This window comes from Pseudomonas sp. SWRI68 (genome assembly GCF_014269165.1).
In the GTDB taxonomy this organism is placed as follows: Bacteria; Pseudomonadota; Gammaproteobacteria; order Pseudomonadales; family Pseudomonadaceae; genus Aquipseudomonas; species Aquipseudomonas capeferrum.
Genome location: NZ_JABWRU010000015.1, coordinates 30,550 through 44,235 on the forward strand (window position 1 = coordinate 30,550; position 13,686 = coordinate 44,235).

The 13,686-nt window shown below is 61.9% G+C and carries 13 protein-coding genes and 1 pseudogene; 9 read left to right on the forward strand and 5 right to left on the reverse strand.

Annotation, left to right across the window (positions count from 1 at the left end; all coding sequences use genetic code 11):
* Window positions 1-13 precede the first annotated feature (13 nt).
* Both HU770_RS19515 and HU770_RS19520 read left to right on the forward strand, forming a co-directional pair.
* A complete protein-coding gene (locus tag HU770_RS19515) occupies window positions 14-694 on the forward strand; it encodes a response regulator transcription factor (protein ID WP_033698266.1) in 681 nt (226 codons plus the stop codon).
* On the forward strand, window positions 672-2,063 hold the full coding sequence (locus tag HU770_RS19520) for a HAMP domain-containing sensor histidine kinase (protein WP_186655707.1): 1,392 nt from the start codon (window positions 672-674) through the stop codon (window positions 2,061-2,063). Before HU770_RS19515 ends, HU770_RS19520 begins: the two co-directional genes overlap by 23 nt.
* Here the strand turns inward: HU770_RS19520 and HU770_RS19525 are convergent.
* Window positions 2,054-2,821: pseudogene (locus tag HU770_RS19525) on the reverse strand (helix-turn-helix transcriptional regulator); the annotation flags it as partial. The gene HU770_RS19520 and the pseudogene HU770_RS19525 overlap by 10 nt on opposite strands.
* Window positions 2,822-2,933: 112 nt before the next feature.
* On the opposite strand from HU770_RS19525, the gene HU770_RS19530 reads away from it, so the two are divergent.
* A complete protein-coding gene (locus HU770_RS19530; protein ID WP_186655712.1) occupies window positions 2,934-3,824 on the forward strand; it encodes an EamA family transporter in 891 nt (296 codons plus the stop codon).
* Between the two features lie 71 nt (window positions 3,825-3,895).
* Here the strand turns inward: HU770_RS19530 and cysS are convergent, their stop codons facing one another.
* Together cysS and HU770_RS19540 are read right to left on the reverse strand one after the other, a co-directional pair.
* Window positions 3,896-5,278, reverse strand: a complete 1,383-nt coding sequence (gene cysS / locus HU770_RS19535) for a cysteine--tRNA ligase (RefSeq protein ID WP_186655715.1) — start codon at window positions 5,276-5,278, stop codon at window positions 3,896-3,898.
* Between the two features lie 9 nt (window positions 5,279-5,287).
* The gene (locus tag HU770_RS19540) at window positions 5,288-6,991 is read right to left on the reverse strand and encodes a glutamine--tRNA ligase/YqeY domain fusion protein (RefSeq protein ID WP_033698273.1); all 1,704 of its coding nucleotides are present in this window, start codon (window positions 6,989-6,991) and stop codon (window positions 5,288-5,290) included.
* 247 nt (window positions 6,992-7,238) lie between these two features.
* Here HU770_RS19540 and HU770_RS19545 point away from each other — a divergent pair, with 247 nt between their 5' ends.
* A complete protein-coding gene (locus HU770_RS19545; protein ID WP_186655717.1) occupies window positions 7,239-7,739 on the forward strand; it encodes a peptidylprolyl isomerase in 501 nt (166 codons plus the stop codon).
* Window positions 7,740-8,471, forward strand: a complete 732-nt coding sequence (locus HU770_RS19550) for a UDP-2,3-diacylglucosamine diphosphatase (RefSeq protein ID WP_186665055.1) — start codon at window positions 7,740-7,742, stop codon at window positions 8,469-8,471.
* A gap of 61 nt (window positions 8,472-8,532) precedes the next feature.
* Here the strand turns inward: HU770_RS19550 and HU770_RS19555 are convergent, their stop codons facing one another.
* Window positions 8,533-10,842 carry a penicillin acylase family protein gene (locus HU770_RS19555; protein WP_186655721.1) on the reverse strand — a complete coding sequence of 770 codons (2,310 nt, stop codon included), beginning with the start codon at window positions 10,840-10,842 and terminating at the stop codon, window positions 8,533-8,535.
* Between the two features lie 196 nt (window positions 10,843-11,038).
* Between HU770_RS19555 and HU770_RS19560 the strand changes: the two genes are divergently transcribed.
* A complete protein-coding gene (locus HU770_RS19560; protein WP_186655724.1) occupies window positions 11,039-11,413 on the forward strand; it encodes a fe2+ zn2+ uptake regulation protein in 375 nt (124 codons plus the stop codon).
* A 36-nt stretch (window positions 11,414-11,449) separates the two neighbouring features.
* Here the strand turns inward: HU770_RS19560 and HU770_RS19565 are convergent, their stop codons facing one another.
* Window positions 11,450-11,638, reverse strand: coding sequence for a hypothetical protein (locus HU770_RS19565; protein ID WP_033698281.1), 189 nt, complete (start codon window positions 11,636-11,638; stop codon window positions 11,450-11,452).
* Window positions 11,639-11,787: 149 nt separating this feature from the next.
* Between HU770_RS19565 and HU770_RS19570 the strand changes: the two genes are divergently transcribed.
* The 3 genes from HU770_RS19570 to HU770_RS19580 all read left to right on the forward strand — a co-directional run bounded on the left by HU770_RS19570 (window position 11,788) and on the right by HU770_RS19580 (window position 13,630).
* Window positions 11,788-12,246: a hypothetical protein gene (locus HU770_RS19570; protein ID WP_186655726.1), complete on the forward strand. Its 459-nt coding sequence runs from the start codon at window positions 11,788-11,790 to the stop codon at window positions 12,244-12,246.
* Between the two features lie 252 nt (window positions 12,247-12,498).
* Window positions 12,499-12,879, forward strand: coding sequence for a Mor transcription activator family protein (locus HU770_RS19575; protein WP_033698285.1), 381 nt, complete (start codon window positions 12,499-12,501; stop codon window positions 12,877-12,879).
* A gap of 64 nt (window positions 12,880-12,943) precedes the next feature.
* Entirely contained in the window at window positions 12,944-13,630 is a 687-nt protein-coding gene (locus tag HU770_RS19580; protein ID WP_238347520.1) for a DUF2589 domain-containing protein, read from the forward strand.
* The last annotated feature ends 56 nt before the right edge of the window (window positions 13,631-13,686 follow it).

The window sequence follows — 13,686 nt, forward strand, 5'->3', positions numbered from 1 at the left end:
CCCAGGAACCAGCATGCCACGCGTACTGACCATCGAAGACGACGCCGTCACCGGCCAGGAAATCGTCGCCGAACTCTCCAGCCACGGCCTGGACGTGGATTGGGCCGACAATGGCCGGGAAGGCCTGGCCAAGGCGATTGCCGGTGGCTACGACCTGATTACCCTGGACCGCATGCTGCCCGAAGTCGATGGCCTGACCATCGTCACCACCCTGCGCAGCCTGAAGATCGCCACGCCGATCCTGATGATCAGCGCCCTGTCTGACGTCGACGAACGGGTGCGCGGCCTGCGTGCCGGGGGTGACGACTACCTGACCAAGCCCTTTGCCTCGGACGAGATGGCCGCCCGGGTCGAGGTACTACTGCGTCGCAACAGCGTGCCCATGACCCAGACCCGCCTGCAGGTCGCCGACTTGCAACTGGACCTGATCAGCCACGAAGCGCGGCGCGGCGAGCACACGCTCAACCTGCTGCCCACCGAATATAAGCTGCTGGAATACCTGATGCGCCACAGTGGCCAGGTCATCACCCGGATGATGATTTTCGAGGAGGTCTGGGGTTATCACTTCGACCCCGGCACCAACCTGATCGATGTCCACATTGGCCGCCTGCGCAAGAAGATCGACTCTCCCGGCCAATCGCCGCTGATCCGTACCGTACGGGGCTCGGGCTATGCCATTGCTGAACCCGTCTAAGGGCTGGAGCTCCTCGACCAGCCGCCTGCTGGCGCTGTACAGCTTTCTGTTCGTGGCCTGGAGCAGCATCCTTATGGGGGTGCTGTACTTCGAGGTGTCCAGCTACCTGAACAAACTCACCCGCCATTCCATGCTGCAGCGCCAGCACCTGTTCGCACACATGAGCGGCAAGCAACTGGACGACGCGCTGATTGCCAGCCAGGCCTTCGAAGAGCGCAGCTTTGACGCCTACGGCCTGTTCGATGCCCAACTCAACCCGCTTGGCGGGCGTATTCGCACCCTGCCCTCCGAGCTTGGCCTGGACGGCAAGGTCCATGAGCTCAAACGCTGCCTGGACGCCGACGACCCGCACATGCCACGCGACAGCTGCGATGCCGTGGCGATCAAGGTGCAGGATGGCCGCTGGCTGGTGCTGGTGCGGGACAACGGCTCGTTGTTCGTGGTCACCCGGATCATCCTGCATGCCCTGCTTTGGGGCATCTCCCTGACCCTGATCCCAGGCTTTGCCGGCTGGTACCTGCTGCGGCGCAGACCGCTCAAGCGCATCCGCGCCATTCAGGCCCAGGCCGAACTGATCGTGGCGGGCGACCTCACCCACCGCCTGCCGCTGTCGGCCCGGCGCGACGAGCTGGACATGCTGGCCGCCATCGTCAATGCCATGCTCGACCGCATCGAGCGGTTGATGCATGAGGTCAAGGGTGTGTGCGACAACATCGCCCATGACCTGCGCACGCCACTGACCCGCCTGCGCGCCCAGCTGTACCGTATTCGCCAGCAGAGTGACAGCGATTCGGCGCAGGCCGAGGCACTCGACCAGGCGATAGGTGAAACCGACACACTGATGGCACGCTTTCGCGGCTTGTTGCGTATCAGCGAACTGGAAGACCGTCAGCGCCGTGCCGGCTTCGTTCAGCTCGACCCACATGGGCTGCTGGTGGAACTCCACGACTTCTACCTGCCATTGGCCGAAGATGGCGCTATTCGGCTTGAATTGGACCAGCCCGAACAGTTACCGACGCTGCACGGTGACCGCGAACTGTTGTTCGAGGCGCTGGCCAACCTGGTGGGCAACGGCATCAAGTTCACGCCAGCGGGCGGCTGCGTGCGGGTTTCGGCGACGCAGGATGAACGGGGCCTGCATATCGCCATCGAGGACACTGGGCCGGGCATTCCTGAAGAAGAGCGCACCGCTGTGCTGAAGCGCTTCTATCGCAGCGAGGAAGGCCACCGTCACCCGGGCTTCGGGCTGGGTTTGTCGATCGTGGCGGCGATCGTAGACCTGCATGGGTTCGGATTGGAAATCGGCTCCAGCGAACTGGGCGGGGCCAAGCTGGTGCTGCATTGCCCATTGGCGGGATCGGCGAAGTAGCGGCTGGGAGCAGCACCGAGCAAACGCTTGAACACCGTCGCGAAAGCGCTTGGACTGCTGTACCCAAGCGCTGTCGCAACACGCGTAACCGGCTCACCACTGCCCAGCCGTACCACGGCTGCCAGCAAGCATGCCTGCTGTCGCCATTCGTTAAAACTGATCCCGGTGTGCAGGCGAAACTGGCGGGTGAATGTGCGCCGGCTCATGCTGGCGCGCTCCGCCATCCCGTCGATGCCTGTTTGCAACGAGGGCTCCGCCAGAAACGCCCTGCACGCCCGTGCAAGGCGTGGCTCCTCGGGCATAGGGGCATTGAGTGACACACCCGGCATGCCGGCGATCTCATGAAGCAGCAGCCCCATCAAACACGCATCACGCCCCTGCGCGGGATACTGGGCGGGCACTTCAATAGCCTTCTCAAGCAGCTCGCGCACCAGGGGCGAAACTGCAAAAACCTGACAGTGCTCAGGAAGGCCGACCCGCTGGGCTGACTGCGGGCGAATATAGGCGTTGAGCATGGTGACGGGGCCGCGCATGTGCATAGCGTGCGCAAGCTCGGCAGGCACCCAGATGGCCCGCAATGGCGGCACTGCCCAGGTGCCCGAACCAGTTGCAACCGTGATCACGCCACAGGCGGCGTAGGCAAACTGGCCCCGCCTGTGGCTGTGCATCGGGAACAGTTCGCCATCGGCAAAAGCCCTCCTCGTCACCACCACATCGCAAGCGGTGTCTTCGTATAGCGTGTCATCTGCATGCGTCATGGCCTGATTTTAATGGTATTTGACCTTGAATTGAAAGCGGGCCAAACCAGACCGCGGCATATTGGCTAAGGCGTCAAGGCCCCCTGCCGCGACTTCACAAGGCTGTCAAACAATGCAAAAAAAGCACTTGATCCTCGCCGTGCTGGTCACAGCGCTCTGGGGGATCAACTTCCCGATCACCAAACTGGGCTTGGCCCACGTCGACCCGCTCCTGCTCTCAGGCATCCGCTTTGCGCTCTGCGCCTTACCGTGGGTGTTTTTCGTGAAGCGGCCGAATGTCGCGATCGGCTGGCAGGCTGCTTATGGCTTGATCTTTGGCGTCGCCATGTGGGCGTTGATCAACCTGGGGATTGCCATGGGTGTGCCGCCAGGCAGCGCCTCGTTGCTGATTCAGTTCAGTGCATTCTTTACGCTGGCCTGGGGCTGTTTGCTGTTTCGCGAACCCCTGGCCTGGCCCCAACTGATCAGCATCGTGCTGGCGGCAATCGGCTTGCTTGGCATACTCGCCGCGAGCCCCGGCAAGACAACAACCATCGGTTTGACCCTGGTGATGATCAGCGCACTGGCCTGGAGCATCGGCAACGTCATCATCAAGCTGTCAAAGGTGCGGGAGATATTCGCCTTCGTCGTGTGGGCCAGCCTCTTTGCGCCGGCCCCCTTGCTGTTGTTGACCTGGTGGCTGCACGGCACAAGCCCGTTTGTGGCGCTGGTTACACAAGCGAATACCGTCGTCGCTTGTTCACTGGCGTTTCAGGTGTATGCCGCGACGCACTTCTGCTATTGGGGGTGGAACTGCCTGCTGCGCGAGTACCCGGTGTCGACGGTGGCGCCATTGTCGTTGCTGATTCCGGTGTTCGGCATCGTCAGCTCGGCCGTGATCGTGCATCAGGTTCCGAGCGGATGGGACTGGCTATCGATCGCGTTGATCTTGTTGGCGCTGGCGGTCGGCATGAAGAAAGGGCGTGCGGTGTTGGGAAGAAAAGCGGTTTCTGCTGTTTCGTAGTGTGCCGCAAGGCTTGAAGCCTGGGCCAGGTGTCGTGAAAGGGCTGCCTGGCAGCCCCTTCACAGCGCCGATCAGTCAGCCAGGCGCCAGGTGGTTGCGCCTTTGCTGTCTTCCAGCACCACCCCCATGGCGGTCAACTGGTCGCGGATACGGTCGGACTCGGCCCAGTTCTTGTCAGCCCGTGCCTGCAGCCGCGCCTGGATCAAGCTGTCAACCTCAGCAGCATCCACCTTGCCTTCAGCGCCGGCCCGCAGGAAGTCATCAGCCTCCAACTGCAGCACACCCAGCACATCACCCAGCTCACGCAGGCGACCCGCCAGGCCAGCAGCAGCCTCAAGATCGCTGTCACGCAGGCGGTTGATCTCGCGCACCAGGTCGAACAGCACAGCGCAGGCTTCCGGGGTGCCGAAGTCGTCGTTCATCGCCATGCTGAAGCGCTCGACAAACGCTTCGCCACCTTTGGCCGCCACGCGCGGCAGGCCGCGCAGTGCGTGGTAGAAGCGCTCCAGAGCGCCCTTGGCATCGCGCAGGCTGTCCTCGGAGTAGTTGATGGCACTGCGATAGTGGCTGGCCACCAGCAGGTAACGCACCACCTCCGGGTGGTACTTCTCAAGCACGTCACGGATGGTGAAGAAGTTGTTCAACGACTTGGACATCTTCTCGCCATTGATACGGATCATGCCGCAGTGCATCCAGGCATTGGCGTACTGCTTGCCGGTCGCGGCCTCGCTCTGGGCAATCTCGTTCTCGTGGTGCGGGAACTCCAGGTCGCTGCCACCGCCGTGGATGTCGAAGCTTTCGCCCAGGCAGCAGGTGGACATCACCGAGCACTCGATGTGCCAGCCCGGACGGCCCGGGCCCCACGGCGATTCCCAGCTTGGCTCGCCCGGCTTGACGCCCTTCCACAGCACGAAGTCCAGCGGGTCCTGCTTGGCCTCGTCGACTTCGATGCGCGCACCGATGCGCAGGTCTTCGATCTTCTTGCGCGACAGCTTGCCGTAACCGACGAATTTGCCTACCCGGTAGTACACGTCGCCGTTACCTGGCGCGTAGGCGTAACCTTTGTCGATCAGCGTCTGGATCATCGCGTGCATGCCAGCGATGTGGTCGGTGGCACGCGGCTCCTGATCCGGCGGCAAAATGTTGAGGCGGCGCTCGTCTTCGTGCATCGCGTCGATCATGCGGGCGGTCAGCGCATCGAACGTCTCGCCGTTCTCGTTGGCCCGGTTGATGATCTTGTCGTCAATGTCGGTGATGTTGCGCACATAGGTCAGCTCATAGCCGCTCTTGCGCAGCCAGCGGGTGACCAGGTCGAAGGCCACCATGCTGCGACCATGGCCAAGGTGGCAGTAGTCGTACACGGTCATGCCGCAGACGTACATGCGCACCTTGTTGCCATCGAGCGGCTTGAAGGCTTCCTTGGTTTTGCTCAGCGTGTTGTAGATGTTAAGCACGACGGTTCCTTAGCTGCCCCAGGAGTCACGCAGGGTGACGGTGCGGTTGAACACCGGGCGGCCCGGCTGGCTGTCCTTGAGGTCGGCGCAGAAGTAGCCTTCACGCTCGAACTGGAAGCGGTCTTCAGGCTGCGCCTGACCCAGCGACGGTTCGGCACGGCAGCCAGTCAGCACTTGCAGCGAGTCCGGGTTGATGTTGTCGAGGAAGCTGCCGCCGTCCTCGGTCTTTTCCGGGTTAGGCGAGCGGAACAGGCGGTCGTACAGGCGCACTTCGCATTCGACGCTGCCTGCGGCCGGCACCCAGTGGATCACGCCCTTGACCTTGCGGCCCTCGGGGTTCTTGCCCAAGGTGTCCGGGTCGTACGAGCAGCGCAGCTCGACGATGTTGCCGTCGGCATCCTTGATCGCCTCATCGGCCCGGATCACGTAGCTGCCACGCAGGCGCACTTCACCGGCTGGTTCCAGGCGCTTGTAACCCTTCGGCGGCTCTTCCATGAAGTCGTCGCGGTCGATGTACAGTTCGCGTGCGAACGGCAGTACCCGCACACCCATGTCTTCCTTCGGATGGCGCGGCAGTTCGAGTTGCTCGACCTGGCCTTCTGGGTAGTTGGTAATGACCACTTTCAGCGGGCGCAGCACGCACATGGCGCGTGGCGCGGTTCGGTCGAGGTCGTCACGGATGCTGAATTCGAGCATCGACATGTCGACCACACCGTCGGAACGGTTGGTGCCGATCATTTCGCAGAAGTTGCGAATCGACGCCGGCGTGTAGCCGCGGCGACGGAAGCCGGACAAGGTCGACATGCGCGGGTCGTCCCAGGCATCGACGTGTTTCTCGTCGACCAACTGCTTGAGCTTGCGCTTGGAAGTGATGGTGTAGTTCAGGTTCAGGCGGCTGAACTCGTACTGACGCGGGTGCGCCGGGACCGGCAGGTTGTCCAGGAACCAGTCGTACAGCGGACGATGCCCTTCGAATTCCAGGGTGCAGATCGAGTGGGTGATACCCTCGATGGCGTCCGACTGGCCGTGGGTAAAGTCGTAGTTGGGGTAGATGCACCACTTGTCACCGGTCTGGTGGTGGTGGGCATGACGGATGCGGTAGAGGATCGGGTCGCGCAGGTTCATGTTCGGCGACGCCATGTCGATTTTGGCCCGCAGCACGCGCTCGCCGTCCTTGAACTCGCCGGCCTTCATGCGGGCGAACAGGTCGAGGTTGTCTTCGACGCTGCGCTCGCGGAACGGGCTGTTCTTGCCTGGCTCCTTGAGGTTGCCGCGGTACTCCTTGGCCTGATCAGGGGTCAGGTCGCAGACATAAGCCTTGCCACGCTTGATCAGCTCGACGGCCCAGTCGTGCAACTGGTCGAAGTAATTGGAGGCGTAGCGCACATCGCCGGCCCAGTCGAAGCCCAGCCACTTGACGTCGCTTTGGATGGCGTCGATGTACTCCTGGTCTTCCTTGGCCGGGTTGGTGTCATCGAAACGCAGGTGGCAGACACCACCGAATTCCTTGGCCAGGCCAAAGTTGACGCAGATCGACTTGGCGTGACCGATGTGCAGGTAGCCGTTGGGCTCCGGCGGGAAACGGGTGACGATGCTGCTGTGCTTGCCCGAGTCCAGGTCGGCCTGGATGATCGGCCGCAGGAAGTTCGCAGGGACAGCGGGGGCGCCTTTGGCAGCGGCGTTGGGCGCGTTGTCGGCAGTGGGCTTGCTCATAGGATCCTTGAATGCACGTGTCCGGCCTGGGTAGGCCGATTGAATCAAAGGGCCTATCATAGCCGAAGCAGTCAAGCTGCTGACAGCCGGCCGCTGACAAAGTGGCGCGATTTATCGCAGCAAATTGTCGCGATCCGGCAAAATGGGCCCCGCGTACGTGTGCCGCGGCAGCCCGATCCAGCGTCAGGTGACTGAGCGTGAACCTGCGCAACCTATTTCCGAATGCCCTGTAAGAGCGAATTTCAGCATGTCCAAAGTCAAACTGAGCACCAACCACGGCGACATCGTCCTGCAACTGGACGCCGAAAGCGCCCCTGTGACCGTTGCCAACTTCCTGGCCTACGTTGAAGCCGGCCACTACTCGAACACCGTGTTCCACCGCGTGATCAAGGGCTTCATGATCCAGGGCGGCGGCTTCGAGCCAGGCATGAACGAGAAGAAAGACAAGCGTGCCAGCATCCAGAACGAAGCCGACAACGGCCTTAAGAACGACAAGTACACCATCGCCATGGCCCGTACCATGGAGCCGCACTCCGCCTCGGCGCAGTTCTTCATCAACGCCTCCAACAACGACTTCCTCAACCACACCGCCAAGAACACACAGGGCTGGGGTTACGCCGTGTTCGGCAAAGTGACCGAAGGCCAAGACGTCGTCGACAAGATCGAAGCCGTTTCCACCGGTTCCAAATCCGGCCACCAGGACGTGCCTAAAGAAGACGTGATCATCGAGAAAGCCGAGATCGTCTGAGTGATACTGCTGATCTCTGATCTGCACCTGCAAGAAGAACGCCCGGATATCACCCGGGCGTTTCTTGATCTGCTCGACGGCCGTGCGCGTCACGCCAAGGCCCTGTACATCCTTGGCGATTTCTTCGAAGCCTGGATCGGCGACGATGCCATGACGCCCTTCCAACAATCGATTTGCCAAGCCATGCGCCAGTTGAGCGACAGCGGTACGGCGATCTACCTGATGCACGGCAACCGTGATTTCCTGATTGGTCAGGATTTCTGCGATGCCGCCGGCTGCACCTTGCTGGCTGACCCGAGCGTGATCGAACTGGGCGGTGAGCAGGTATTGCTGATGCACGGCGACACACTGTGCACCCGGGACCTGGCCTACATGAAGCTGCGTCGTTACTTGCGCAACCCGTTGAGCCTGTGGATTTTGCGGCACCTGCCGCTGTCTTCGAGGCACAAGCTGGCGCGCAAGCTGCGCAGCGAAAGCCGCTCGCAGACCCGCATGAAGGCCACCGAGATCGTCGACGTCACGCCAGAGGAAGTGCCTAAGGTGATGGCGGCGCACGGTGTCAGGACGTTGGTGCATGGCCATACCCACCGGCCGGCGATTCACAAGCTGGTGGTGAACGGCCAGCCCGCACGGCGCATCGTGCTGGGGGACTGGGACCGCCGAGGTTGGACCCTGCAGGTTGACGAGCAGGGTTTTCAACTGGCGCCGTTCGAGTTTTCTGCAAACGGATGACAACCGGCTTGTAGGAGCGCCCGGCGAGGCCGCTCCTACGACAACCGCCTCGGACAGAGGCTCAATGCTGAGCCACTGCCCCTTTATCCCCCTCACTGATCACATATTCACGATACTCGGGGTCCGCCTTGATCTGCGCCTCGGTAAACGGAATCACTGCCAGCTGCTTGGCCGAGAAAGCCTTGGTCTGGTCATGGGCATGCGCCGAACCCGCCTCGCTCGACTGGGAGAACGCCAGCAGCCCCCGAGCCTGTGGGCCCTGATCGGTGAAGCTGACCAGTTGCAGGTAGCTGGTACCACTGACCACCAGGCGCTTGCCCGGCCCATGCGGCACGCTGTGGATCGCGTTATAGACCCCAAGCCCCTGCGGGCCACCCGGTACAGGCGTACCGTCAAGAGCCTGCTGCACCTGCCCCCACTGGCTGTCGCGCCCTACTCCGCTTTTACCCACCTGTTGCAAGGACGCCAAGGCCGCCTCGCGCAACAGCTTGCGCACCGCCGCCTGTTCGACCGCCAGGCCGCGCGGCGTGTGCTGCGGGTCCGCCGGGTCGAAGGCCACCCGCCAGCTTTCAGGGTGGGCCGCCAGGGCATTGAACATGTTCTCGAAATGCACCAGGCCAATGCCGCTGTCCAGGTCTGCCTTGCCGTTCCAGGCCAACAGGCTGTCACACACTGGCTGCAGGTCCGCTTCGGCTCCTTTGCACCACGCCAGCAGGTCCGGCAGCAGCAAGCTTGCGAGGTAGACTTCATCGTCCGTGACCATGCGCTGCAGGTCGTCGACGCCAAGCTTGGCGCTACCTTGCAGGCGGTTCAGGGCAAAACGCCCGCGCATGCCCAGCGGCTGGTCGTTGCGGCTGACCAGCGGTGAAAAACCGGTCAAGGGCTGCGCGGGGTTGGCCATCCAGGCGGGGTCGTTGGAATTCTGCACAAAGTCCTTGCGCTCAAGGCTGGGCAGCAATCGCGCCGGGAAGATCCCGGGCTGCGCGGCCTGCGCATCGACCTTCCACGCACAGCCACTGCGCGAGCCATCCAGCACCACCAGGCGCCCTGAGGCCTTCGGGTAGCTGCAGGTGCTCAGCAGTTGCTGGTCGACATAGGGCACCACCGACTGGTTCAGGTACAGCGCTTGGCCGCCTTCATCCACGGCAAGCGTGTTGACCCAAGGGATGCCCTGCAACTGCTCCACCGAGCCCTTCAGCGCGTCCAGGCTGTCGGCCCGGTTGATGCGGTACCACTGCTGCAGCACCCGGGTATTGTCCAGGTTGGCGTCGCGCAGGCTGTAAGCGGCTTGCGCGTCCCAGTCCAGGCGCCCTGGCCACTGCACCACGGGCCCGAACTTCGAGCTATAGACTTGACGTTCGACCTGGTTCAAGGTGCCATCCTCGGCCTTGACCGTGACGCTCACAGCTTGGCGCATCAACGGCAGCGACTTGCCGTCGAGCAGGTAGCGGGTCGGGTCCTTCGGATCGAGCTGAAGACGGTAGAGCGTGAAATGGTTCGACGTGTCGACCGTGTGCGTCCAGGCCAGGTGGTGGTTGAAACCGATGTTCACCACCGGCAAGCCTGGCAATGCAGCCCCCATCACGTCCAGCTGGCCCGGTATGGTCAGTTGCATTTGATAAAAGCGCATACCGCCCATCCACGGGAAATGCGGGTTGGCCAGCAACAGGCCACGGCCGTTGGCCGAGCGCTGCGACCCGACGGCCACCGCGTTGCTGCCTCGTTCCGAAGCGAAACGCGCCTGCCGAGCCAGCGCCGTGGCAAAACCGGCCGCCGCACGTTGGCTGGTCAGCGAAGGTGGCTGCGCCCCTGCCAACGCCTCGACGAACTGGCCGACACCCCCTTCAGCCAACAGCCGGCGGGTCAACTTGACCAGGTCCTGGCTGGTGATCGACCGCACCCACTCCCCAGTTCCGCACTCTGGCGGCAACCCTTGGCTGCGGCGCTCGGCCAGGGCGCGGTTGAAGCCACCTGCATAGCCGTCCAGCAGGTCACGCACCGGCGCTGGCTGAGCGTTTAGAAACGCACCCACGGCAGTCGGCGTGTTGAGCCAGGTGAAAAACAGGTCACTGGCCAGGTTGTCGCGTTGCTCGAAGGTCTTGGCCTTGGCACCAAAATAGCGCGACCGCTCGCCGCTCACCGTCAGCACCTCGTTGGCCAGCAGGCACAGGTTGTCCTGGGCATACGCATAACCAATGCCATACCCCAGGCCGCGCTCATCCTTGGCCACGATGTGCGGTACCCCGAAGCTGGTACGGCGGATCTGCGCGCTGGCATCGGCGCTGGCGGGCTGCGCTTGCGCGGCAATGCTGAAGGCGACCAGGGCTGCGGCCAAGCTGGCACGGGTCATGGGACGCGAAATTGAGAACACGGGCACACCTCGGATTCAGGGGTCATCCCGATCAGACGAATGGCTGAATGAAAATTTTACGTATTACAACGATGTAGAACGTCTTGAACAACAACAGGCAATTTTTTTTCGAGCGGGCTGCAGATTTTCCGTTCTCATTCGTCCTAGTAAGTGAGGCAACCACATTTCGGGTTAGTCCACGAAAAGGAGCATTCACATGTACAACCCGCAACCCTCAATGCAGGCCGGGCACACCCCGGGGAAGGCGCCCAAAGGACAGGACGCTTTCGTCGAGGAACGTGTTGGTAATGAACAGATTCGCGAGCTGCTGCGCACCTTTGGCCTGCGCACCAGCCTCATTCGGCTCAAAGTGATCGATGCCCTGCACGTGGCAGACCGCAATGGCCGCAGCATCGGCGTGCGTGGTGTGCACGCGCAACTGGAACAACTGGATATCCCGCTGTCGTTCCTCAGTGTGCGTGAAGTACTCAAGCGGCTGTGCGCCGAAGGCGTCATCAACCTGGGCAGCGACAAATGCTACAGCCTCAACCCCCAGGCCCGCGCCGTGCTGGATCAAACCGCCCCGCGCTGAGCGTATGGCCGGCCACAACTGGCCGGCCCGCACAGCTCAGCGCTTGACTTTGCGCCGCAGAATGCCGTTTATCACGACCACGACCACGGCAATGGCGATCGCCAGCATCTGGAAGGTCTGCTCACTGATCGTGCCTTGCTTTTGCAGGTGGGACAGGCCCAGCATTAGGCCCAGTACCACCAGGATGATCAGAAGTGAATATTTGAGGCGCTGCACGTGTGTCATTCAAAGTTCCTTGCAACATCAGGGGCAAATGGCTCGCAACGAGCCGCGGCAATGATACAACGCTCACCCGCACCAGCGCTGCATTTCCTGCTTAGCGTGGTGCCGTTCGCCTGAAAGCATGGGTCCTTATCGCCCGTGCCGGAGGCACCATGTACAGATCCATGCTGTTCGCATCCCTTGCCCTGACTTACCTCCCTGTCTACGCGCTGGACACTCGCCAGGCGCCCGCCGAGCAGTTGTTCAAGCTAGGCAGCGAACTGGCCGCCAACGCCGGCTCCAGCCAATGGCAGCAACTCTGGCAGCGCGCTCGCGAAGCCGGCTACCTGCAAGCCCACACCGGTCAGGTTCATTTCACCGTGCCTGCATCGCTGCTGCCAGAGCTGGCCCGCCAGACTTTGGCGCAGGCCGATCAGGTTTACCCCGTGCAGCAGACCCGAGCACTTTATCGCCGTGACTTTCCTGATCGCACTGTAGGAAAGCGCGACGAGCATGCGTTCAGTGCTCTGTGCCTGCTGGTCGACTGGCGCGCCCTGCCACAGGGCATGAGCACAACCCCCAAGGCCTACTTGAAAAGTGCCAGCCTGTTGAGCAGCTATCCGTGCGACTGAGGGTCCCCGCCCCCAACTTGCAAGCTATGAAGTGCGACAACGGAAAATCAACAGCTGCGGCGAGTAGTTGAAGCAGTGTCCTACAACAAGCGAAATCGCTGCCTGCAAACCGTGCTCACCGAGGCTACAAACCCCAGCCTAAATACCGCCTAGCGACGCGCCCTGGCTCTACCTGAGAATCCAGTCACACCTTCGACATATCGCCGCGGGTGATTGCTTACCGCATCGCAACCCTGAACGAAGGAGCGTCGCATGGAGTTACCAGACCTCACCTGCATAGACATCAGCCATTTGCCGCATTCATTGCAAGCGCTGATCGACTGCATCGGTATCGAAAACGCTTTCCAGCTGACCTGCGCCTATGGCGGCAGACCCAAATACATCCCCAAGCACCGCGAGCGGACCAAGCTTGCCGATGTACTCCCGGCCGAGGCGCTCGATGCGCTGATCAAACGCTTCGCCGGCGTAGCCCTGGAAATCCCCAAGGCCGATCACTTCATGCGCCAGCTGCGCAACCTGCAGATCCAGAAAGAAAGCGCCGATGGTTTGTCACGCAGCTTGCTGGCCGACAAATACGGCTTGAGCCTGCGCCAGATCGGCAATATCCGCCGCCAGGAACCTTGCGTTCGCTAGCCAATGAGCAACGAGGTCGTTACTGACGACCCTTCATGCACCCCACTAAAAAGAGAATCCAGCTATGTCGATAGACTCTAGCCTCATCGGATCCGTCATCAATGCCTTGCCGATGGACCGTATGATTGCAGGCCCCCTGCAAGCGATGGTCCAAGCGCAGGTCACCGCCAGCAAGTCCTATGCAGACTTCCTGATGCAAGTCTGCGTTCAGGAAGGCAAGGCCGTCGCGATCCAGTTCGACTATGACGAAACCATCGTCGATGAACAGGGCGAGTACCAAGGCGTCGTCAGCAAAACGATGAAAGTGCCGCTGGTGGCAGCGATCACCCACCCGAACATCTCCATCGAAGAAGGCAATGTCGAGTTCGAACTGACCATCAATCAGATGTCGGAAGATGTAACCGACAAGAACATGGCCGCAGAAGCCACCGGGTCGCTTGGCTGGGGGCCATTCAGCCTCAACGTCAAGGGCAGCATCAGCCACAAGTCCACGCAAACCCGCAAGACCGATACCCGCGCCCGCTACGCGTTCAACACTACCTTGAAGCGGCAGGACCCGCCCGAAGCAATGATGAGGGTCATCGACTTCCTGACCGAAGCCGCAACCAAACCCACCATCGTCAAGAGCGCGACGCTTGATAGCCCAGACGCTATCTCGCAGGCCGACAGGTTGAAAGGCCCCACGGCAGGCACCCATCCGCAGGCCCCTGGCAAACAACCAGCTGACGGTGAAACCCCGCCAACAAATTGAAGCTGGCAAGAATCGCCCCCTCGCAGCAGGGGGCACCACCCCACCCAGGAGCCGAA

What these genes read in the sequence shown, in the direction of transcription:
- HU770_RS19570 (WP_186655726.1), top strand. Translation starts at nt 11,788, where the DNA reads ATGTACAGATCCATGCTGTTCGCATCCCTTGCCCTGACTTACCTCCCT.
- HU770_RS19520 (WP_186655707.1), top strand. Translation starts at nt 672, where the DNA reads ATGCCATTGCTGAACCCGTCTAAGGGCTGGAGCTCCTCGACCAGCCGC.
- HU770_RS19565 (WP_033698281.1), bottom strand. Translation starts at nt 11,638, where the DNA reads ATGACACACGTGCAGCGCCTCAAATATTCACTTCTGATCATCCTGGTG.
- HU770_RS19540 (WP_033698273.1), bottom strand. Translation starts at nt 6,991, where the DNA reads ATGAGCAAGCCCACTGCCGACAACGCGCCCAACGCCGCTGCCAAAGGC.
- HU770_RS19530 (WP_186655712.1), top strand. Translation starts at nt 2,934, where the DNA reads ATGCAAAAAAAGCACTTGATCCTCGCCGTGCTGGTCACAGCGCTCTGG.
- HU770_RS19545 (WP_186655717.1), top strand. Translation starts at nt 7,239, where the DNA reads ATGTCCAAAGTCAAACTGAGCACCAACCACGGCGACATCGTCCTGCAA.
- HU770_RS19580 (WP_238347520.1), top strand. Translation starts at nt 12,944, where the DNA reads ATGTCGATAGACTCTAGCCTCATCGGATCCGTCATCAATGCCTTGCCG.
- HU770_RS19560 (WP_186655724.1), top strand. Translation starts at nt 11,039, where the DNA reads ATGTACAACCCGCAACCCTCAATGCAGGCCGGGCACACCCCGGGGAAG.
- HU770_RS19575 (WP_033698285.1), top strand. Translation starts at nt 12,499, where the DNA reads ATGGAGTTACCAGACCTCACCTGCATAGACATCAGCCATTTGCCGCAT.
- HU770_RS19515 (WP_033698266.1), top strand. Translation starts at nt 14, where the DNA reads ATGCCACGCGTACTGACCATCGAAGACGACGCCGTCACCGGCCAGGAA.